This is a genomic window from Rhodococcus globerulus NBRC 14531, from assembly GCF_001894805.1.
Lineage (GTDB): Bacteria > Actinomycetota > Actinomycetes > Mycobacteriales > Mycobacteriaceae > Rhodococcus_F > Rhodococcus_F globerula.
The window spans coordinates 50,268-70,739 of record NZ_BCWX01000009.1; the positions used below are offsets into that span (position 1 = coordinate 50,268).

17 protein-coding genes and 1 pseudogene are annotated in these 20,472 nt (G+C 59.1%); 11 read left to right on the top strand and 7 right to left on the bottom strand.

Annotated features, from left to right (window positions below; translation table 11 throughout):
* Positions 1-173: 173 nt before the first annotated feature.
* A complete protein-coding gene (locus RG2_RS28370) occupies positions 174-530 on the top strand; it encodes a hypothetical protein (RefSeq protein ID WP_051730748.1) in 357 nt (118 codons plus the stop codon).
* A 294-nt stretch (positions 531-824) separates the two neighbouring features.
* Here the strand turns inward: RG2_RS28370 and RG2_RS28375 are convergent, their stop codons facing one another.
* On the bottom strand, positions 825-1,775 hold the full coding sequence (locus RG2_RS28375; protein WP_033236819.1) for a recombinase family protein: 951 nt from the start codon (positions 1,773-1,775) through the stop codon (positions 825-827).
* Between the two features lie 297 nt (positions 1,776-2,072).
* Here RG2_RS28375 and RG2_RS28380 point away from each other — a divergent pair, with 297 nt between their 5' ends.
* Positions 2,073-2,978: an IclR family transcriptional regulator gene (locus RG2_RS28380; RefSeq protein ID WP_033236820.1), complete on the top strand. Its 906-nt coding sequence runs from the start codon at positions 2,073-2,075 to the stop codon at positions 2,976-2,978.
* An 88-nt stretch (positions 2,979-3,066) separates the two neighbouring features.
* Here the strand turns inward: RG2_RS28380 and RG2_RS28385 are convergent, their stop codons facing one another.
* Positions 3,067-3,471 (bottom strand): recombinase family protein, encoded by a 405-nt coding sequence (locus RG2_RS28385; RefSeq protein ID WP_051730749.1) that lies wholly within the window; start codon positions 3,469-3,471, stop codon positions 3,067-3,069.
* Between the two features lie 378 nt (positions 3,472-3,849).
* Between RG2_RS28385 and RG2_RS28390 the strand changes: the two genes are divergently transcribed.
* Entirely contained in the window at positions 3,850-4,095 is a 246-nt protein-coding gene (locus RG2_RS28390) for a hypothetical protein (protein WP_033236821.1), read from the top strand.
* Between the two features lie 393 nt (positions 4,096-4,488).
* Positions 4,489-4,785: a MerR family transcriptional regulator gene (locus tag RG2_RS28395; RefSeq protein WP_033236900.1), complete on the top strand. Its 297-nt coding sequence runs from the start codon at positions 4,489-4,491 to the stop codon at positions 4,783-4,785.
* 58 nt (positions 4,786-4,843) lie between these two features.
* Here the strand turns inward: RG2_RS28395 and RG2_RS28400 are convergent, their stop codons facing one another.
* Positions 4,844-5,242, bottom strand: a complete 399-nt coding sequence (locus RG2_RS28400; RefSeq protein WP_033236822.1) for a hypothetical protein — start codon at positions 5,240-5,242, stop codon at positions 4,844-4,846.
* A gap of 684 nt (positions 5,243-5,926) precedes the next feature.
* Between RG2_RS28400 and RG2_RS28405 the strand changes: the two genes are divergently transcribed.
* The 3 genes from RG2_RS28405 (at position 5,927) to RG2_RS28415 (ending at position 7,444) form a co-directional block, all read left to right on the top strand.
* The gene (locus RG2_RS28405) at positions 5,927-6,310 is read left to right on the top strand and encodes a MerR family transcriptional regulator (RefSeq protein ID WP_051730773.1); all 384 of its coding nucleotides are present in this window, start codon (positions 5,927-5,929) and stop codon (positions 6,308-6,310) included.
* Between the two features lie 126 nt (positions 6,311-6,436).
* Entirely contained in the window at positions 6,437-6,640 is a 204-nt protein-coding gene (locus tag RG2_RS28410) for a cold-shock protein (RefSeq protein ID WP_072782779.1), read from the top strand.
* A gap of 159 nt (positions 6,641-6,799) precedes the next feature.
* Entirely contained in the window at positions 6,800-7,444 is a 645-nt protein-coding gene (locus tag RG2_RS28415; protein WP_051730750.1) for a TetR family transcriptional regulator, read from the top strand.
* A gap of 537 nt (positions 7,445-7,981) precedes the next feature.
* On the opposite strand, the gene RG2_RS31945 is transcribed toward RG2_RS28415, so the two are convergent.
* The gene (locus RG2_RS31945) at positions 7,982-8,134 is read right to left on the bottom strand and encodes a membrane protein (protein ID WP_033236823.1); all 153 of its coding nucleotides are present in this window, start codon (positions 8,132-8,134) and stop codon (positions 7,982-7,984) included.
* A 336-nt stretch (positions 8,135-8,470) separates the two neighbouring features.
* Between RG2_RS31945 and RG2_RS28420 the strand changes: the two genes are divergently transcribed.
* From RG2_RS28420 to RG2_RS28435, 3 genes are all read left to right on the top strand, one after another.
* Positions 8,471-8,950, top strand: a complete 480-nt coding sequence (locus tag RG2_RS28420) for a hypothetical protein (protein WP_033236903.1) — start codon at positions 8,471-8,473, stop codon at positions 8,948-8,950.
* 1,143 nt (positions 8,951-10,093) lie between these two features.
* The gene (locus RG2_RS28425; protein ID WP_051730751.1) at positions 10,094-11,101 is read left to right on the top strand and encodes a beta-propeller fold lactonase family protein; all 1,008 of its coding nucleotides are present in this window, start codon (positions 10,094-10,096) and stop codon (positions 11,099-11,101) included.
* A 1,322-nt stretch (positions 11,102-12,423) separates the two neighbouring features.
* Positions 12,424-12,840: a hypothetical protein gene (locus tag RG2_RS28435; protein ID WP_033236824.1), complete on the top strand. Its 417-nt coding sequence runs from the start codon at positions 12,424-12,426 to the stop codon at positions 12,838-12,840.
* A 945-nt stretch (positions 12,841-13,785) separates the two neighbouring features.
* On the opposite strand, the gene RG2_RS28440 is transcribed toward RG2_RS28435, so the two are convergent.
* The 3 genes and pseudogenes from RG2_RS28440 to RG2_RS32770 form a co-directional block, all read right to left on the bottom strand.
* Positions 13,786-16,533 carry a class I SAM-dependent DNA methyltransferase gene (locus tag RG2_RS28440; RefSeq protein WP_033236825.1) on the bottom strand — a complete coding sequence of 916 codons (2,748 nt, stop codon included), beginning with the start codon at positions 16,531-16,533 and terminating at the stop codon, positions 13,786-13,788.
* Entirely contained in the window at positions 16,530-18,257 is a 1,728-nt protein-coding gene (locus RG2_RS32765) for a C-terminal helicase domain-containing protein (RefSeq protein ID WP_371851353.1), read from the bottom strand. Before RG2_RS32765 ends, RG2_RS28440 begins: the two co-directional genes overlap by 4 nt.
* A 555-nt stretch (positions 18,258-18,812) precedes the next feature.
* Positions 18,813-19,718: pseudogene (locus RG2_RS32770) on the bottom strand (phospholipase D-like domain-containing protein); the annotation flags it as partial.
* 291 nt (positions 19,719-20,009) lie between these two features.
* Here RG2_RS32770 and RG2_RS28450 point away from each other — a divergent pair.
* A complete protein-coding gene (locus RG2_RS28450) occupies positions 20,010-20,423 on the top strand; it encodes a hypothetical protein (RefSeq protein WP_033236827.1) in 414 nt (137 codons plus the stop codon).
* The last annotated feature ends 49 nt before the right edge of the window (positions 20,424-20,472 follow it).

The following is a 20,472-nucleotide window of genomic DNA, read 5'->3' on the forward strand; positions in this document are numbered from 1 at the left end:
CTCACTATGTGAGAAACAGCAGCTGGAGGCCCCGACTCACCTCGCGACATCGACCGACTTTCGAAGTCGTCGACCTTCCCCGACGCCGTGAAACCGCAACAGACCTGACAATTCGTGCGGTTTCCTCGATCATCGGGGCCACACCATTTTCGCTATCGAGACTCGAGGACATCATGGACAAGGCAGGATTCGCCTTCACCCCCGAACTCAACTGCGTCAATCATGAACTCGCCGCTGAACTACTAGGTGATTCGCAGGCTGCCAAAAGTAAGCTCCGTTCCATGTTCGGCGTACTCGAACATGCGCTGGCCGACATCGGCGACGCACGTGAATTACTGCGCTCGCTATACGCGGGGCCCACCTGCCCTGATTACATCGAAACTTTCCTCGCCGATGAAGCCGACACCCAAGACATCACCACGCACCTTGCAGATGCCAGCCGCAGTCTCCGCGCGGCCCTTGCGATCCTGCGCACACATAGCACGGCACTTACACCTGAGATATCAGACCGCGGCAAGGCCCTGACGTAACGCCTTCACCCGTAGTCTCCGATCCGTTGAATATGATCGGACTTGACCAGTCCAACGACCCCAGCAGCGAGCTCGAGGTCGCAAGCTACTCTGCTGGACATCTGCGTCGAGACCGTCAGGAACTGGGTACGAACACAAGTCGGAGAACCACCTCGGAAAGTCGGCTTTAACGATACGGATGCGGCATCAAACCCGGCACGGTCAACTTACTCCGATGTATCGGTTGTCAAGCGAGCAAAATACGACAGCGTCAACCGAGCCGTAAGAGGAAAGCGGTTCCGTATCACCGTCTGCCTAGGTGTGATCCGGGCACCGCAACTCCGGGACCACCGTCCATCCGCTCGCTATCAGCCACTGCCGCACCGGATCCGGAAGGATCCCGCCTTGTGCAGTCTGTGCGAAGGCGCTGGCGAGGATCGGACCGTCACCGCACACCGCGCACGCGACATCGAACGCCGGCGGCGCGGGTTCACACTGGTGGCAATGCGATCGATCGATCACCGCATTCGGATCGTCGAGGTTCGGGTGCAGCCAGATCACGGCCAGGTCCGCGCGTTGGTGGGCGGCTTCGGCTCTGGTGCTCGGCTCGTAGCCGCAACTCGGGCAGATCCGCGGCGACCGCACCGCCGCAACAGAATCCACGGCCGGCACGACCTTGGGAGCAGCCGCCGACGCACTCGACGCCGGCGCGCGTTTGTTCAGGTGCCCGTAGACGGTAGTGCGAGGAACACCTAATATCGCCGCGATCTGCGCGACCGTCTTCTCCCCGCCGTCGTAGAGCTGTTGGGCGAGTCCGATCTGATCACCTGAGAGTTTCGACGGGCGACCACCGGTGCGGCCCCGCGCCCGCGCCGCCGCCAAACCGTCCCGGGTGTTCGCCACGATCAACTCACGCTGGAGTTCCGCGAGAACGGATAACATCCCAAACATCGCCCGCCCCTCCGCGGTGGCGGTGTCGATACCCTGCTCGAGGACCTTCAATCCGATCCCCCGCTCCCGCAGCTGTGCGCCGAGGGTGATCAGATGCAACACCGAACGCCCCAACCGATCCAGGCGGGTGACGACCAGGGTGTCGCCGCTACGCAGTCGGGTCAGGACCGCATCGAGTTGTGGACGTGAGGCTTTGGCGCCGCCGGCCTGGTCGGTGTGAATGTTGTCGGCGTCGATACCGGCTCGCGTCAGGGCGTCGATCTGATGGGCAGGGTTCTGATCTGCGCTCGAGACGCGTGCGTAACCGAATAACATCTGTCGAAAATACTCTCATCCGAGGGTTTTCGACAGAGCAAGTACCGCAGCAGCGGGTGCCACGGCAGTGTGTCAGCCGGCGCAACGAAGGTGTCGCTCATTTCCGTCCACGCCCGCGCCAGAGTGTTCGGAAACCCGGCCTCGACGCCGAGAAAAGGAACACGCCAGCGCGACGCTCGGAGCAGCGCCTGACGCCTCTGCCGCACCGCAACAGAGTGTGGACCTGCGACTCAACGTCGACCGAGCGCGACAGGCGTACAGTAAAATGAAATACATTCTAGTTTTCGGGAGGTGTCCATGACCATCGTCGACATCAACGACACCATGACCACTGCTCAACTGAGCAGCGCTCAGGCCAAAAAGGACTTGCCACCGTCGATGATCGAGCGAATGACGCTGATTCTCGACGCCTTCGACGGACGCGCAGCACGGCTCACTCTGGAAGAGGTGGCGTGCCGCACGCAGCTGCCGCGCTCCACCGTCCACCGCATTCTCGAACAGCTCGTCAAGCTCGACTGGGTAGATCACGCATCGTTCGGCTACCACCTCGGACGGCGGGCACGCGGCATCGGCGGCGACGGTGGACACAGCCAGATCCGTGAAGCCGCTGCACCCGTCCTGCACGAACTGCACCTGCAGACCGGCATGGTTGTGCACCTCTCGGTGCTCGACGGCCGCGAAACCCTCTACCTCGACAAGGTCGGCGGCCGATTTGCCGCAACGCTCCCGTCCCGTGTCGGTGGCCGGGTTCTTGCGCACTCCACCGCGGGCGGCAAGGCGATGCTCGCATGGATCGACCCCGAACGCGTCGACGCCTTGTTCGGCGCGACGCTTCCGCGCTGTACCGAGAACACCATCGCGGAGATCGGCGTTCTGCATCAGGAACTCAACCGCATCCGTCAGCGTCGGGGCTTGGCCTTCGAGCGCGGTGAATCCGCACGCGGTGTCGCATGCGTGGCAGCCGCGATTCGTGGGCACGACGGCCCCGTCGGCAGCATTGCATTGTGCGGCGACATACGGACCGCTCAGCTCGAGCGAGTCGCCCCGTTGGTAGTCGACGCTGCCCGTGAGGTCTCGCGGTCGCTGTACCCCGAACTGGGTGCACCGCGCCGTGGCCGCAACGCTCCCCCGATCCCGACCAACACCTTCTCGGCAGAGACGATGGACCGACTTCTCGCGGCATCCACCGAACAGTGGATCTGAAACTTCCTGGGATCTGAGTCTTCCTGCTCTCTTTCTGTCTCCCTGATCGGGTCGAGCCAATTGAGAGCCGAGATACCGCTTTTGGACTTCAGAGAATTTTCGTCAAGGCCCGGACGGTCGCGGCGTCACTCATGTCGGCGCCTCGGGCGCATCCGAGAGTGGCGCCGGTCCGCTTCCCGGCGTCGTCGGCAACCCCCTCGACGCCGCGTGCCGCATCGAGGACCTTCAATCCGATCCCACGCTCGCGCAGCTGCGCGCCGAGGGTGATCAGATGCAACACCGAACGCCCCAACCGGTCCAGCCGGGTGATGACCAGGGTGTCACCGCTACGCAGTCGCTGCATAACTACATCGAGCTGTGGGCGTGATGCCTTCGCACCACTCGCGCGGTCGGTATGAATGTTTTCGGCGTCGAGCCCGGCCCGCACCAACGCGTCGATCTGGTGGGCGGGATTCTGCTCCGCACTGGATACGCGTGCATAACCGAACAACATGTGTCGAAAACTACCGCTATTGAAAGTTTTCCGACAGGTGTCGCCGAGTTCAAAAACGTTCACCTTCTCATCCCCGCACCAGGAAACCTCAATGCCGGATAACAGCTTCCGAGAACACGCCCAGAGGAGAATCCGAAGGCACACGCTCGGAAGAATTCTGTGCTGCCCGTGCACAGTTAAGGTGGCACGGCACGTGCAGGAAGAGGAAACACAACCCTTTCTGCTGTAACACTCGAGCAGACACCGTAGATAACTAGATTATTGCTGCAATCTCTTCCCAGGCGACGAGCCGCTGCGGCTCGCCGACCACTGGTGCGGCGAGAGGCGTACGCGCGTCGCGTTACCGACGTATGTCTCGACCGAAAAGGTGAAACCCTCATGCCGGCAGATCGTCGTCGCCACGCCGCTGCACTCGCCGCGTACTTGGCCCAGTTCGTCCCGTCTCCCGATCCCGAGGAAAACCCGGCCGAGAGCCGGTACGCGGGACTGCCGCCCGAGGACCTGGACCAATGCCGCCGCGATTATCGTCAGGCATTGGCCTGGGCACACGCATCGAGCTTCACCGACGAGGACACCCACGCCCTCGAAGCGATGCGCCGACGCTATACCTTCCACGCGCAATGACCGTCCCTGACGGCTGGGCGAGTGACGGGCGAGTCACCACGGCTTCACCCCGGATCACGACGTCGGTCGCGAACGTCTCAGGGATGCGGGGCCGCCGCTGTTCGCGAGATCGCGGGGAATGAACGGTGGCGGCACGCTGTGCCCCGGAGAACATGCACGACGCCGGTCTTGACCCGAGCGTGGCTCAGCGCCGACGCTAGATACAACCGATCGTCGCACTCGTCACATGTCCTCCGGCAGAAGCATAAAATGTGTAGCCTGAAAGGAAGGTTATTCCGGCCACCGAGCATGAAAAACCGAATGCTGCCACCCGGTACGGTCGAAGACCTTGCGCGAGGCGACCCGGGGGGGGGCGACGAACTTCGGGAGGCGACATTGACAGTACAGACAGCAATGACAGCAATGCCTGCGCCGCGTGCACTACTCGGGGTGTACGGGATTTCGGTGATGTCGGAACTGTCCGGCGTGGGACCGCAGACACTACGACTCTACGAGCGGCGCGGGCTGCTGACCCCCACCCGCACCAGCGGAGGCACCCGTCGATACAGCGAAGCAGACCTCGATACCTTGCTCCGGATCACCACGCTGATCGACGAAGGCATCAATCTAGTGGGAGTTCGCCGCATTCTTTCACTGGAAACCGAGAACACCATTCTGAAGGAGCGCCTAGCTCAAGGTACCGGAGCGTAATCGAGCGAGGCAGTCAATACAAGGGTGTGATCGCCGGTTCCACTGAACGCCACCGAACCTAGCTCGTCGAGAGAGTGCGAGAGGTCGAACCTTCGGAACGGCTGATGTCCCCGAAGTCGGCATCGGCCTCGATTTTGTTTCCGCCTGACTCGAGTCGCGCCAACGCGGAATCGAAGGCATCGATCAACCATGCAGCGGTGGACTCGGTGAGCAACTCGTCCGAGAGGCCGGCGAGGTCGGATCGAAAGATGCGTACCAGCCACGAACCGTTCGTGTCAGGCTCGTCCGACAACCCTCGCGCCGTGTTGGTGGCAACGACATAGCGGTTGTACTCGAGATCGACGCGGATGGCGTAGCTTCCGTCGAGGTTGACGACATTGGTGGGACGCTGGGTGGCCGCGGCCAATGCGATCAACGCGTCGTTGTATTTTTCCGAGTATTTCGCTGTCAACGGCATGGTCAACCTATCTATTCGATCTGGCCGACGCAGCACTGCCCGGCGTGTCCTCACATCCTGTAGCCGTGCCTTGACCAGGGACTGGGCCGATCCTATCCCGAGAGTCAGACACAAGCCGCTCGCCGCACACTCGCGTCAAGAACAGCCCCCAATCCAGTCGTCACCGGCCGGAAGGGAAACGCGTCACCGGCCGAAAGGGAAACGGTCAGACAATACTGCGGCCAGGGGATGGCAGATCGGCAGGAGCTACCTCCGACTCGAAAAGAACGACGCCCTATACGCGAGAGCGGCAGCGACGATGAATGCGCGCATTCCCGCTCACCCAACGAAACACGTAAGGACGAGCCCCGACCAATCGACCGGTAGGACGTCCACAGGAGTTCTCGAAACAGCTGGAAAATATCTACAGCGACGAGAGTAGACATTCGCGTACGAGTGTTGTATCTTTTCTGTTGTACCGAGAGAATGAATCACAAGGTGCGGGAGAGATGAACTACCCGCAAGCAGTACCGCAGGGCAGGGCAGGTTCGAGGCCGAAGTTGCGTGAGATGTGTGTGGCCTCGGCAGCCCCTTGAGAGCGGCTACCGGACAATGCAATTGAGTTCGGCAGCTCGAAAGAGTGCAGTGTGTAAGGAAGTTCAACCCAGACCCCCGGCGGCCTCCACGGCGCCGGGGGTCCCGTCCGTGGACAGGAAGAAGCGACCCATTCAGGTAGAACCACCCGGCAGTGCACTGTCCGACAAATTCGACGACGAAAACTACCCCGCCTACAGCATGGGTCAGGCCGCCGACATCCTCGGCGTCCGGCAAGCATTCCTGCGCAGTCTCGACGCCGCGAAACTCCTCACCCCGCAACGCTCCGGCGGCGGACACCGCCGCTACTCCCGCTACCAACTCCGTATCGCCGCCCGCGCCCACGAACTCGTCGCCTCCGGTACCCCTCTGGAGTCGGCGTGTCGCATCATCATCCTCGAAGACCAACTCACCGAAGCCCGACGCATCAACGCCGAACTTCGACACACCCAGCAGCAAACTCACGGGTCCGGTAACACGCCCGAACAACCCTGATTCCGAGTGTCGGCCCCTGCGTATTCACTCCGCCATGACCGCCGACGTGTACGGCGTGGGAGGATAGAGCCATCGAGATCGGGACTTCGATGTGAAACCCGGATCGATTTTGTAGGGAGTATTTGTATGGCACAGGGCATCGTGAAGTGGTTCAACGGCGAAAAGGGCTTTGGTTTCATCGCTCCCGACGACGGAACACCGGACGTGTTCGTTCACTTCTCCGAAATCTCAGGCAACGGCTACAAGTCGCTCGACGAGAACCAGCGTGTGGAGTTCGAGGTCGGCCAGGGCCAGAAGGGCCCCCAGGCCACCAATGTGCGCACCGTCTAGTTAAAGACCTCAAGTAGAGGGCCGCACCCGCCCGGGTGCGGCCCTTTACTGCATCACTACGTTTTTTCAGGACCACGACGAAGCACTACGACACAGAACCGTCACATCCCGGTGTGGGCCGAGAACACGACAGTTGGCCCCCCACAACAGGAACGCGACATGACCGAACCCACCCATCACGTACACCCGGCCACCCCGCAAGTACATTCACGCCGCCCACGCCAACCGCGGGCAACGATCACCAAAGCAAGAATCCTCGAAGCCGCTGCGCGATCCTTCGCCTACGACGGCTATGACGCCACCTCACTGAACGACCTCGTTGCTGCCTCGTCATCAACGAAGGGCGCAATCTATTTCCACTTCGACTCGAAAGAAGCGATAGCGCGAGAACTCCTCACACGCTGGTCGAGCGCACTGCATCACGCGTACTCAGCCGCACAGGAATCACCGCAGCAGTCCGTCGCCGACATCAGCTCATTCTTCCGGGACCTCGCGGCAAGCCTGGCAGCCAGTTCACTGGCACGAGCCGGTCTCCGACTCGCTACGGAAACCGGAATCGACGGCGCCCGAGAAGCATTCACTAATTGGGTTGATATCACGAGCCTGCTCGTTGATGCTGCGATCGAAGCAGGAGAGCTCCCGGACAACTCCGTAACGCGTCAACTCCCGTGGAACCTGTGCGCGGGATTCCTCGGAACCGTCACCATCATCCGAGTCGTCGGCGACCCGGGCGACTTCACCACTCGGATGCAGAACCTGGCCGAGGTACATCTCTCGGCATGCACGAGCGCAAAGAGGAATTGAAGATCCGTAGCTGCCCGTGCCTGTGCTGTCAGGTTCGCCGCACCTCGCCATCACAACTATGTCAGCGCACCCGCCGAGGAATCCCCTGGTTTATGACAGCGTGAGCCGAGACCACCGGCACCGGCACCGGCACCGGCCACCTTCAACGAGACCGAGCAGAGAACATAACTCCGGAAGGATAGTCAGGGTGGCAGCCACTGGGAGAACGTGCCCCCGCCGAACCATCTGCGACTTACCTGTAAAAAAATTGTTGATCGATACCCATCTACCGAACCCGGCCCGCACGACGACCGCAAGGTAATGGAACAGTAATATATTCGAGTGCTCTTCCTTGCCAGGTCCGAGCGCTGGCTCATCGGTGCAGCGGTCACACGCAATCCGATGAGCCATCAAAAAATTGATGGTCTGCTGCGATCAGCATGGCCCCACAGAAAGTATGTGGGGACATCGCGGTGATGGAGAAAACTGTTGCAGCTCAACGCGAGAGCGGGCGCATCTCCAGTTCATGCATTGCGCCGATCCCCCGAATCCGCCGATCTATGTGGCCTTGCGCTTAAGCCATCCCCATACCGCAGTCGCGACGAACAGGATGGCCCCGATGAACGCCAACCACAATAATCCCTTGACGGCGAAACCCAGTACCACGAACACCAGCCAGACTATGAGAAGAAAACCTATGAGTGCCAACATGTCTACATCCTTGCACCTCAATCAACTCCCATCCGCGACATCCTGCCGAGTGGGACGGATGTGTCGACTTGTGAATGCCCGTGCGTCGTGCCGGCACCGGTATTGAGCAACGACAATGTCCGCGCGTGAGGAACGTGCACCGTCGACTCGCCAGCTCACAGCATCGTCATCTCACCTCAGCCGTGCAGGGCCGTTTTCGCTGCCTGCGTGAAGAACCCGCAGCATGGGGGCGCAGTCCCGGCAACGCCGACGGCGAAGCGATTGCGGCGGGGCGGTTGCGGCGGGCGGCAACCACCCCACTCCCAACCTCTGCGGGCTGCGAGGTAAACATCAATGATGCTTACTCCAGAACGTAAAACCCCTCGCAACGACGACACGGACGAGCGGTTCCGATTCCCCCGCACATGGAACCAGGTCGACGAATCACGCCGCGGCCTGGTGCTGGCCTGGCTCGCGTTCACCCTCACCTTCGGCGGCGCCCGACTGGTGACATGGCTTATCCAGATCGATACACGAGACATCGGCGACGTCAGCGCCGGCGGCACCCACCTCCACCACTACCTGTGGGGAATTCTGTTGTTGGCCGGGGTGGCCGTTTTCGGGCTCGTCGACCGTAGTCCGCGCACCCGGACATGGATGGGCATCGCGTTGGGTGTGGCACTTGGACTCATTGTCGACGAGGCTGCATTGTTGATCACCCTCGAAGATGTCTACTGGCAGACGGGCGGTTGGCCGAGCATTGCCATCGCGGTGTCTCTCATCGGAATTGTCGGCACCGGACTCATCCTTACCCGCAGTGGCGCGAAAAAACCCTGAACTCCGCCTTCCCGCTCTCATGTTCATTTTCGATCATCCAGAGTTCGAAACGCCTCCAAGTGCTCATCCCGGCGCGATGCCACACCGGCGAGATGTTCAGGGCGCTGTCGGCCTGCGCTCGATCAGACTGCGCGCGGCGCAGGGATCCTGATTTCGGAGTATCTCGCGTCAGAACAATGTCCCCATCGAACCGCTCCCCGGCAACTCGTTCTCCGGCACCTATCGCCCAGAATCAATCGGCGACCATAGCTCTCGAAACCGCAAGAGAATATCTACAGCAATTGGGGTAGACATTCCGGACCCTGCAAACACTTACAAGCAATTCACTCCGATTTGATGTGCGAGGAGAGAAGAAAAGTCCTGCGGCCCGCAAGAGTTACATATAGAGTCGAAATGTAAGCATAGTTGATATCGCCACCAGCGTCTTATCAGCGCCGTCGGTCCCCTGTTCTGTGTGGCCGTCGGAGTCTGCCGGCTTGAACGAGCCAGCGAGTCGGTGCGCTTTTCCTGCTCATGTCATGGCCGGGAGTCGATGTCCGCTTCACATCGCCGACTCTCCTGCACGGTGCACTATGCAGAATCAACTCCTCCTCGCAGCTCCTCCGGTCTAGCTTGATCCTGACCTTCCGCTGCCGTTGATCCGATTTTTTCGGCACATTCCTGCGTTTCGCCTAACGCAACCCTGCGGGGTGTACTTTCCCAAAGTGTGCAACACGCGCATGTCGACACCTGGTGTCCGGTGACGCACGCATCTCCGGTACAGACCCCACCCCCTTCCCGCCAGAAGTGGACGTCGGCACGCAGCCCAGGGATCGACACCGCAGAACGTTCCGGAACAACACCGTCAACCACGGCATCGAACGCATCAGTACCCAGCGCAGGGCAGGTCACCTGCCTCACACCGCGGGCATCACCGAACAGTCACTTGCGCCGCGATCTCGAACTCTGACACCGGTCTCCAATTTACTGCTGCCTATTCGCAGGAACCCCATACCTCGCCGGGGGCCGCGCACGGGCGGTAGCTCTCGGCACTACCCGGTTGCTCGTCCGTTCCTGAGTCAGATACCTTTGTGACCAAGTTCACTTGTCTTTTGCGACAAAGTGCACTTGCTCTTTCCCTGGACAAATGCCCTCACTTGGGGTGTGGACTGCACCTCCGAAGGGAGCACCGTCATCGCCGTCGAACGACCTCACCCGCGCACGCAATGCTCCAGGACTGCCGCCGACACCATCATCAACCCGATCGCAGTCGGCGCGTCTCCCTGCGGGGTAGCGATCACCCCCGACGGCACCTGTGCCTACGTGACCAACTACTACGACGATTCGGTGACGGTGATCGACACCGCCACCAACACAGCCGTGGACACCATCGGAGTCAGCGCGAATCCGGTCGGGGTGGCGATCACCCCCGACGGCACCCGCGCCTACGTCACCAACCAGAACAGCCGCTCGGTGTCGGTAATCGAGACCGCCACCAAAACAGCCGTGGACACCATCACGGTCGGCTCGTCTCCGTGCGGGGTAGCCATCACCCCTGTTGGTGCCCACGTCTACGTCACCAACGAGTTCAGTAATTCGGTGTCGGTAATCGACACCGCCACCAACGACGTCGTTGCCACCATCACGGTCGGAGCGCAACCGTGGGGGGTCGCGCTCACCCCCGACGGCACCTGCGCTTACGTCACCAACCAGAACAGCCGCTCGGTGTCGGTAATCGACACCGCCACCAAAACCGCCGCTAAAATTCTCGTCACGGGCGCTTCGCCGGTCGGGGTGGCCATCACCCCCGACGGCACCCGCGCCTACATCACCAGCCGAGGCCGCATCTCGGTGATCGACACCGCCGCTATCACCCTCACCACCACGCCCCTCGGAGTAGGCGCATCTCCGGTCGGGGTGGCCATCACCCCCGACGGCACCCGCGCTTACGTCACCAACTACTACGGCAACTCGGTGACGGTGATCGACACCGCCACCGGCGACGTCTCCACCACGTCCCTCGCCGTCGGGAGTTTTCCGGTCGGGGTGGCGATCACCCCCGACGGCACCCGCGCCTACGTCACCAACTGGGGAAGTAATTCGGTGTCGGTGATCGCGATCGACCAGCGCGCCACTCTCACCGGATACGGGAACGTCACAGCTGCGCCGTGATGCTGGTTCGTCAACGCGAACACAATGGTCGACAGCGTGATCGCGGCATCGTACCTGCACAGCCAAAACCAGGATCGATACTTCCCGGCCGGCACTACCAGATCGGCCGAATCCCGCACCCAGCTAGTAAATCTAATGAACTTGCGCAGAAATCTGTATCGAATCTGATGCGCTGACTTACCGTGGTTGCACAGAGATTGGACATGAGGGGTCAACTCGGCACGGATATTGGGTCGCCGTGTTGTGTGCTCAACACGGACGACGTTCGGCTCTCCCCGGCTTCCTCGACGTCGGAGGGAGCCGAATTTGAGAAGCGGCCGTCATCGTTCGGCTCCGGATGGCCCCGTTTCCGCCGACACCAGAAACCCTGCCGGCAACCGTCGAGAACCCCCTGCCACCGGTAGCAATCCGACATAGATTTTCGACACGAGTTCTCGACATACCCGGATAGCTCTGAACTGTACAAACACGATCGCATGCCGGGTGACGTAAACCGATCCATTTTCGACAAGACTTACATTCCGGACTAGGGCCAATGCGCTCGGAGTGGGCTTACGATTCCGGCGGTGTTCTGATTTTGACTCTCGAACTGGAAGAAATACGGAAGCGACGAGCGCCTGACGTCTTTGGCGACAGTGTCATTTTGGCCTTTCCCTACGACTTGGCCTTTCCCCACGACTCTGATTCGGTCAGTGAAGTCAAATATTGATTTGAGCGCCACCGCACGCACCCCAGAGGCTGAGTGGAGTGGCAGTGGGACGATTTCGGTGCTGAGCGAAGAATCTACGCGGCGGCGCAGCGGTGAATGGCTCAAAGCTCGCGGTCGTGATTGGCCGATTAAGGCAGCTCAGTTAGTTGACGTTCTGGTCTGCGGTAATGCGCAGCTGACGGAGGACCGTCCTACGCCAAAGGTTGATGCGATCGCGTCCAAGCTCTTGCCTCGACCTCGTAGTGTCCGGGCGACTTCGATCTTGTCCGGCGTCATGACGGTGGGGCGTCCTCCGAGGCGACCTTGTCTGCACGCGGCCTTTTGGGAGCATCCTTCATCCTGAAGTGCAGCGCTCGTCCCCTGAAGAATCTCCTCTCCACTGACACTCCCATTCACAGCATCCTGGAAGCGTTCGCCGGAAAGTTCGACTTCCGCCCGGAAAAAACGCGGACCCATCCACAACAACTTGGAGCGTCAACGAGACTAACCTCAATGAGATGGCCACGACTTGGAGTTGTCACAAAACGATTCATATCGAATCAGCACACAACAAGTTGACTGTCAACACTCGTCACGCACCTTCATTCAAGACGTGAGTCAGGAGATGGCACACATGGCATTCGAAGTTTTCGACAAGCGAAACACTGCACTGGGCAGGTCCCCCAGCGTCACCGTCCAGAGGAAGGGGATATTTTCCTTGAACCGAGCTGCGCACAGCCTGTTAAACGAGGCCGGGACGGTTGAACTGCTCTTCGACAAGGAAGATGGGATCATCGGCATGCGTCCTGTGGGTGACGAGGTAGCGCATGGTTACGCCGTCCGGCCTCAATCACAAACCAGAGATACCGGGCCTGTTCTTGTAGCTGGCACAGCATTCACCCTGTACTTCGACATTGATACGAGCATCTCGCGCAGGTACACGCCGCATCTTATAGATGGGGTTCTGTGCCTCAATCTCAAGACTGATGGCGTCGAGATCGTAGGAAACCGAAGTGGCAAGACCATCGATGGTCGGAATGAGAACGAGTAACTAAAGCGCATGTTGACAGCTTGGGATGACGAGTCGCAGTCCAACGGATCCATGGATCCAGGAACATACATTTGGCTGTTGCGTTGAGTTTTTCTGAAGACTTAGACACGATCCGTAGCGGGATGGAAGAACTCAAACTACCTGGCGAGCGAAAGATCGATTGGCGTGATGACGACGAACGCCCGCCATAGAAAAGCTGTCAAGGCAATCAGCGAATGCCCGTAGGAGGTTTTGTAGCAGTTCGGTGCGCACTCAGCGAGAGAGGGGAACGAGGCCGCCGGAAGTGCCTGGAAAAACTTCTGCCAGAGTTACATGATTTTGGGTGTGACAACTTGACCCTGGAATCCAGAGGACGTTCTGATGATCGCCGGGAGATCAATGCTTCAGAATTTGCGTCAACAGAAGAATCCGGGCGGTTCAATCCGGTTACACCATGAGGTTGGCCCTAAGCAACCGCTCCTTGGGTCGGGGATGCTCTGTGCCACCGCGGTGGGCTGGCTACGCCCTTAACGTGCCTGATTCACCTGTTCGGCGCCAACGAAACAACCGCGCATCGCGGCAAGCCCGCCAAACGCCGCCGTTTGCCCAGTGGCTGCTTCATGCAGGGTATGCACGATCTACGAGTCTTCCTTGCCAGCGTCGCCTTCGACACTGCACGGACTAACCTTGTGCAACAAACGTCTGGTTAAGGTTGCGATAGGGGTTGATCGACTGACTTACGAGCGCGTGAGCCATCGTGGTCATCGAGGCGCCAGAACCTTTCACTTCGCGCGGGATCGCATTTTGCTTGTCGTCGAGCGCTGGCGCGCCCGTACCTTGAGCGTATCCGCGACATTCGCATCGGCACACAGACACAACGCCTGCCTTACACGTGCTCAGCCGGCAAGCTCGCCGCCTGAGCGCTTTGTTCAGTCGCCTTTATATAGAAAAGATCTTTTTCCTCACCTACAGGAGCATCGCCTGTCCAGTGAGAGCGGCGTATTGCCGGAACAGCACTTTTTGCCGAGCGGCCTCTGTACTTAGGTCAACTCGTCCGAAAAGTTGGTCTACGAAATGATCCAGAGTGTTGTGCGCCTCGATTAAGTCGCCGGGCATGCCCGCCGGATCGTAGAGTTTCGCTAACGACATGCCCGGATGCGCTTCGCGCGCTACCACAATTCCCGACGCGGCTTCCGTGATCGATCGCCGCTGTCTAGCTGTCACTTCCGGAAGAGGGAACGTGTTGTAAGTGAATGTGTTTGAAAATCGGAGATCGGACTTGATACGGCCACCTACAGCCCTCATCCACGCGATAAACATCGACGAAGACAAGACACCTAGGAGAAATCCATCAGGATCGGGTGCTAAAGAGTTCGCATCGCCGCATATCGTGTCGGGTGCAAAACGTCTGGCAGTGAAGTAACGACGTAGCTCACCAACATGCCGGGGAATCGCAAGGTAGCTCGTATCGGGGTGCCGTCGTTCGTCAAACAAGTGTGGCGTGGACGCCTTCTTGACTGTCGCAGCTTTCGAACTATCCTGCCGCATTGCTTTCACCGCCGCTATTCGCTCCCGAAGCACAGGACTAGATGAGAGGTCCGATATCCGGGCTCCATCCAGCCAAAGACACCATCTCGGCAGATCGTGAATGAGCTCACGAGCCCCAACGAATCGTCGAATATATTGAGCAGCAATAGGATCTGCTGCGACATCTTCGTACTCGGCCGGGGAAATCAATAAGCTACCCCCGTCTGTCGGCTGATTCCCTTTGGTGACAGCGGGCATCTCAACACTCAGAGGTGCAGATCGGTTGCTGACAAGGACATTTGGCGCTGCGACGAGGTAAGGGTTGATATTCGGAACCCGATTCGGGAAACCTTGACTTTTCCCTCCTTCTTGATAGGTCCACAATATCGGCCTTGGCGAGGAAAGTTTATCGAAGCCGACGATAGAAACGTGAACCGCTGCCCCTCCCGTAGACTCGGTAACCCACTGGAAAGATCGGTGCGCAAATCGGCATCTCCATCCAGATTCCAAAATGGGACGCCACAAAAATTCGACGGCCTCGCCTTGACAAATCGAGTTTGTGGAAACAAAGCCCCACCGTCCGGCGTAGTTACCGTAATAATCGATGGCTTTGGCATACCAGCAAGTGACATAATCGAGATAACCATTATATCGCTTACCCCAGATTGATTTGGCATCTGCAGTCTGTCGCGGAGTTTTGGTATATTGCCCGATAAATGGCGGGTTCCCGAGGATGACAACATCATCCGACGGTGGAATAATCGTAGCCCAGTCTATATGGAGTGCATTTTGGTGATGAATGGTAGGGGATATTGCGATCGGAAGTCGGTCGGGAGCGAAACCAAAATCTAGAGCCATCTGCTGGTTCGCCAAGTGGTCGACGAGGAGCATTGCAGTTTCAGCAATCCGTGCCGGCCATTCTTCAATTTCTATACCGTAAAAGTGATCGAGGGTTACCTTTATGTCACCGGTGACGTCAAGGCTTAGCTGCGCTCGTTCCACCTTTTTAGACAATGCCTCAGTCATATCGAGGTCTCGACGCCGTTTGAGAATATCCAGTTCGAGCGCTCGAAGTTCTCGGTAGGCGACGATTAGGAAGTTTCCACACCCACAAGCAGGGTCAAGGAATCTGAGCCTGCCGAGGTCGTTATGTAACTTCGTAAGCTGAGCTTTGTCGTCCCAGGCTCGTTCCAACCGCTCTCGGTACTCGTCGAGGAACAACGGCCGGATAGTCTTGAGGATGTTCTCCTCAGTAGTGTAGTGCTCACCCCCGTGTCTGCGGGCTTCCTTGCTCTTGACCGTCTGAAACATCGATCCAAACACGGCGGGCGAAATGATTGACCAATCGAACTCACATGCTTCTACCAGCGTGGAGCGAAATCTCGTGGTGAGCTCCGGTAACCGAATCGTGTCATGAAACAGTCCACCGTTGATATATCGAAACTGAGCAAGCGGGCTATCGGCGGGAAGGGTGCGCTTTCGCTCATCAGTGTTGAGGACAGAAAATAGTTCCAGTAACTCAGTATGAAGGTTCTGAGCAGAAGTGTTTTCGCGAAGGTATCGCTCGAATTGACCCGCAGGTTTCCACATGTCGGCGTCGTCACCGAAGAGCAAAAACAACAGTCGGGCGAGTAGCAGAGTCGCATCGCGTTCACCGACACCGGCGGTTTCGAGCTCAAGGTACAGCGCGCCCATCAGGCGAGCCGCAGCGACTGAGGCAGTTTCAGCCTCTGCATCGAAGGCATCCCGCATTTTGTCGAGCAAGGCGACGAGAGGAAGATTCTCGTCGAAGTCGAGTTCGATTGCCTGGAGTCGTTGCGTCAGATGTGTCGTGCGGTCGCCAGCAAGGTGTTCGTGAACGAGAAGTTTCGCATTGGCACTACCGAGTTGAGCCCGGCGCGGCCAACGCCATTCCTGCTTGTGTTCACTGCTGAAGATAATCAGTCGTTCGTGGTTGTCTTTACCGACAAGCACATCAATCAGTCGTTGAGTCTTTCGCGGCGGAATTACCTGGCAGTGCCAGATACGTAAACCTTTGTATCCGGCGACTTGGGTAAGGGTGAAGGTTTCGTCGTCGATGTCCAGGTCAAGATCAGGTTGGTCCGGGTTTCCCCAGCCGAGTTCGTCAATGAACAGGGTCCGGAAGTCGCGGGCGTCGACGAGGTCGAGTAGGCGGTGTTCGGTCATGATGTGACTCCCATGCTGCTGACGACCCGGATCGGGTCCTTACCTGTTCGGGTGGCGATGACCAGTCGCTGATCGCGGTGCAGTGTCCTGATCATGGTGGTGAGGTCGTCGTCGCTGGCGCCGTTGCGGACGGAGCGTTTGAGTCGGTTCTCCGCATCGCGCTGCAGGGGGTGCTGGAACAACTCGTCAAGAGCCTTTTCGGTCTCGTTGTCGTGCTTATGCAGCGTCTCGCCGAGCCGACGCCACAAGGTGCGTCGGACTCCGCGCAGACGACCGGCAGCCACAGTCGGTGTCGCGAGCGGGCCGCGAACCAGCTTTTCGATCAGCTCGTCGTGGTCTGCTCGGTGTTCGAGACCGAGTTCCTCCGGTGTTGCTTCGAAGGCGCGTAGAACCTCATGCCCGGTGAGCAATCGGGTTTCACCGTCCGGGGTGGCAATCCCGAATCCGTCCATTCCGGAATCAGTGCGCACGTAGCAGATCACGCCTTCGTCCTTGTCGCTCAACCGTTTTGCGCGGGTGGCATCGATCATGTCCGGCAGTGCCGCGATCCGCGCGGCAAGGTCAGGATCTTTTTCCTGTGCTTGATGCCAAAGTTGATATGCCAAGCTGGATGCATCGACGTCGTCGGCGGAGTCCTGGTCGTCGAGGGTGCCGTTGTACAAGTCCGCGATGGCTTGTACTTCGCCGTCGCTGCCGAAGAATTGTTCGTCGGATCCGAATGCTTCTGCGTTTGCGCTGAGCCGATCGCTGATGCGTTGACGCAGGGAGATGACGTTGTCGACAGATTCGTGGAAGAACGAGTACAGCAGTACCTCGTCGGATTGCTGGCCGACGCGGTCGACACGGCCGGCACGCTGGATCAGTCGGATGATCGCCCAGGGCAGGTCGTAGTTGACGACGATGTGCGCATCCTGCAGGTTCTGGCCTTCGCTGAGGACGTCGGTGGCGATCAAGACGCGTAGTTCGTTGTCGATGTCGAAACTGTCGTGCCCAGGTAAGGCGTTTGAGCGTGGGGAGAATCGGTGTGCGAGGGCAGTGGGGTCGTCGCTGTCTCCAGTCGCCAATCCGACGCCGCTGATGCCGGCTTCTCGTAGTGCAGCGGCGATGTAGTTGGCGGTGTCCTTGTATTCGGTGAACACGAGGACTTTGTCACCAGGGTGATCGGCGGTCAGCAGTTTTTTCAGGGCATCGAGTTTGGAGTCGGTCGCTACTTCCCACCCGCCGTACGACTTCAGCAGACCATGCAATTCGGTGGTGTCGCGGTCGAGGTCGTTACGCAGCTCGGTGGTGAAAAGCTCCGGCCGAATCCATGTCACGGCAGCAGGATTCGAGGATACGAGCGCTTCGTAGCGTCGGCCGGGGTCGTCGGTGAGACTCTCGGCGGTGTCGAGGTCGGAGGCTGTGGGGTCGTCGTCATCGGTGAGACTAGTATCGACGATCGTGCCCGTCGGGATACGTAGGCCGTTGTCGATCGCGTAGCCGAACAACTCGTTGCGGGCGATATGCCGTTGCAACGACAGTGTGAACGAGTGCCCGCATGAGGAAAGCCGTTTGTAGAACGTGGTGCGGACGAAGCCGGCGACATTGCCGCGGCCGCGTTTGAGATTGTCGACGAACTCCTTCTCCTCATCCGTCAGCTTCGCCGTCTTCTTCAAGTATTTTCCGAGCTCGTAACGAGGCAGGACCAAGTTCGTGAGGGTGTCGAGGGTGGTATCGCTCGACATGATCGCCGCCGGGTCGTTCGGCCCGAAGGAGTGATCGACGGGCTTAGGGATGCGCTCCGGGAACGCGAACCGTGTCCCGTTGGAGAATTCGAGGTACTGACGACCGTTCTCGTCGATCTGGGAAAAGTTGTTCTTGATGAAGGTACGGGTACGGCGCACCAGATGCTCACTCATCAGGCGTTTCCAGTCGTCCGGATCCTCCGATTTACGGAAGGCCGCCATCGTGGTGATCTTGCCATCAACTTTGTCGATGAGCCTTGGGTCGGCAGCCATGGCGTTGGTCGGGGAGATACCGAGGTCGTCATCGTCGTCGATGTAGAGCGAGAGCTGGTTGGCAACGTCCCGGAATCGGATGTTGTACGGGGTCGCGGTCAGCAATAGCGTTTTGCTGTCGTTGGCATGAATGTATTCCTGGATCGCCTTGTAGTCGCGGCGTTCGTCGTTGCGCAGCGTGTGAGACTCGTCGACGATCACGAATGCGTACCGGCGTAGATCCGGAAGGATCGTATGGGCCATGCTGTACGGCACGACGCGCCCATACAGGTTGTACGCCTCGAAATGCTCTTCCCACATCTTGACCAGGTTCTTCGGGCACACCACCAATGGCATGTAACCGTGTTCGTCCCGCAGCATCAGCGCCACAGCGATCGCGGTCAGGGTTTTACCCAAACCGACGACGTCGCCGAGCATGGTGCCCTGTTTGGTCATGATCCGCCGCGCCAACGTCCGGACGGCGGTGGACTGATATTCGAGGAGCTGAGAGCTGACCTCGGACGGGACGGAGTACTCGGCCAGCCCTTCGCGCACGTCGCGGGAGAGGTCGTAGCAGACCTTGAGGAACACCTCGTACGGCCGACGTGGCTCTTTGCGGGCCCATGATTCATCCAACATCGTCAACAGATCCGCGGTGACTTCGCGACTGAACTTGTCGGTCCATCGGTCCTCGAACCACTCCGCCAACGCCTCCGCGGCATTTGTGTCGATGACGTCGACGTTGAGTTCATAGTTATGAGTCAAACCGGGGGCGGTGAGGTTCGAGGATCCGACGAATCCTGTGATCGGATTGTTCAGGTCTTCCCGGTGGAAAATGTATGCCTTGCCGTGCAGTGGCCGGCGGGTGAAGACCTTGATCTCGACAGCTTTGGATTCGAGGAGATCTCGAAGTGACTGCAGCGCGGCACGATCCGCAGTGGTGGGCAGTCCTCGCATGAGCTGGGTGCGCAGTTGTTCGAGGAGTTGCGCTTTGCGTTCACGACCGACAGTGAAGTCTGCATCGAGCACTTCGGTGCCTTCGACCGCAGCTTGCAGTTCCTCGAGTGCTTCTTCCTGCGGCCCGGTCATAACCATGCCGATCAGGATTCGCACGACCGGCACGGGCTTTCCCTGTTCCGCTTTCTCCTTTACCAGAGAGTCGAAAACGGACCACCCTCGCAGGTTGAAGTACCCGACGGCGACGTCCATCCGCTCTGATACCTGCAGTGTCTTCTGCAGGTGAGAGCCCAGTTTCAGATGGATGTTGTCGAAGATCCGCGTCACGGGAAATATCGCTCCGTTCGAGTGTCAGCCCTGGAGGATCCAGGAAATGCACCGAACTCGTCGTCCGGATGGGATGAGTCTTTCAAACATGCTCGCGGACGCTCGATCGCACCCAGTTATTCGGTGCGTCGGCCGAAACCTGTCGGACTTGTCTGCTTAAGTGAAGGTTCTCATTAACGCCGCCGTAATTAGCGACTTGAAGAAAAGACCTATGAAATGAACTCGTTGAAGATCTTCGCCGCTGTCTCGGCTACCGCCGCGCTTCTCCTCACGTCGGGTTGTTCGTCCGATTCCTCCGATGGAGCTGCAACACCGGAAAGTGTGTGTGCGCAGATCGAAGACGCTGGTATCGGCGAGAACTGCGCACCGGGAGATCCCGGCGGGCTCGCTGTGGCAGCAACTGAGAAATACGACTTCGATCTCCCCTCGGTGCCGGGGGAGGGCGGGACCGTCATGATCTTCGACAATGCCGATCAGTACCGCAAAACAGTGAAAAGCTATGACGACGCTGCCTTTCTGGCCGGGCCACACCGCTACGGGTCGGAAAATGCGTTGATCTTCGTGCAGATAAACGAAGGACTCTCCTCGAGCGATGGACAGAAAGTCAAGGACATCGTCGATTCCCTGTAGCTCCACTTAGTGCAGTAAATATCTGAGAATTCAAACCATTCCAGGCGTA

Coding starts and splice junctions, on each gene's coding strand:
- RG2_RS28370 (WP_051730748.1), top strand. CDS start 174: ATGGACAAGGCAGGATTCGCCTTCACCCCCGAACTCAACTGCGTCAAT.
- RG2_RS28375 (WP_033236819.1), bottom strand. CDS start 1,775: ATGTTATTCGGTTACGCACGCGTCTCGAGCGCAGATCAGAACCCTGCC.
- RG2_RS28380 (WP_033236820.1), top strand. CDS start 2,073: ATGACCATCGTCGACATCAACGACACCATGACCACTGCTCAACTGAGC.
- RG2_RS28385 (WP_051730749.1), bottom strand. CDS start 3,471: ATGTTGTTCGGTTATGCACGCGTATCCAGTGCGGAGCAGAATCCCGCC.
- RG2_RS28390 (WP_033236821.1), top strand. CDS start 3,850: ATGCCGGCAGATCGTCGTCGCCACGCCGCTGCACTCGCCGCGTACTTG.
- RG2_RS28395 (WP_033236900.1), top strand. CDS start 4,489: ATGACAGCAATGCCTGCGCCGCGTGCACTACTCGGGGTGTACGGGATT.
- RG2_RS28400 (WP_033236822.1), bottom strand. CDS start 5,242: ATGCCGTTGACAGCGAAATACTCGGAAAAATACAACGACGCGTTGATC.
- RG2_RS28410 (WP_072782779.1), top strand. CDS start 6,437: ATGGCACAGGGCATCGTGAAGTGGTTCAACGGCGAAAAGGGCTTTGGT.
- RG2_RS28415 (WP_051730750.1), top strand. CDS start 6,800: ATGACCGAACCCACCCATCACGTACACCCGGCCACCCCGCAAGTACAT.
- RG2_RS31945 (WP_033236823.1), bottom strand. CDS start 8,134: ATGTTGGCACTCATAGGTTTTCTTCTCATAGTCTGGCTGGTGTTCGTG.
- RG2_RS28420 (WP_033236903.1), top strand. CDS start 8,471: ATGCTTACTCCAGAACGTAAAACCCCTCGCAACGACGACACGGACGAG.
- RG2_RS28435 (WP_033236824.1), top strand. CDS start 12,424: ATGGCATTCGAAGTTTTCGACAAGCGAAACACTGCACTGGGCAGGTCC.
- RG2_RS28440 (WP_033236825.1), bottom strand. CDS start 16,533: ATGACCGAACACCGCCTACTCGACCTCGTCGACGCCCGCGACTTCCGG.
- RG2_RS32765 (WP_371851353.1), bottom strand. CDS start 18,257: ATGTCGAGCGATACCACCCTCGACACCCTCACGAACTTGGTCCTGCCT.
- RG2_RS28450 (WP_033236827.1), top strand. CDS start 20,010: ATGAACTCGTTGAAGATCTTCGCCGCTGTCTCGGCTACCGCCGCGCTT.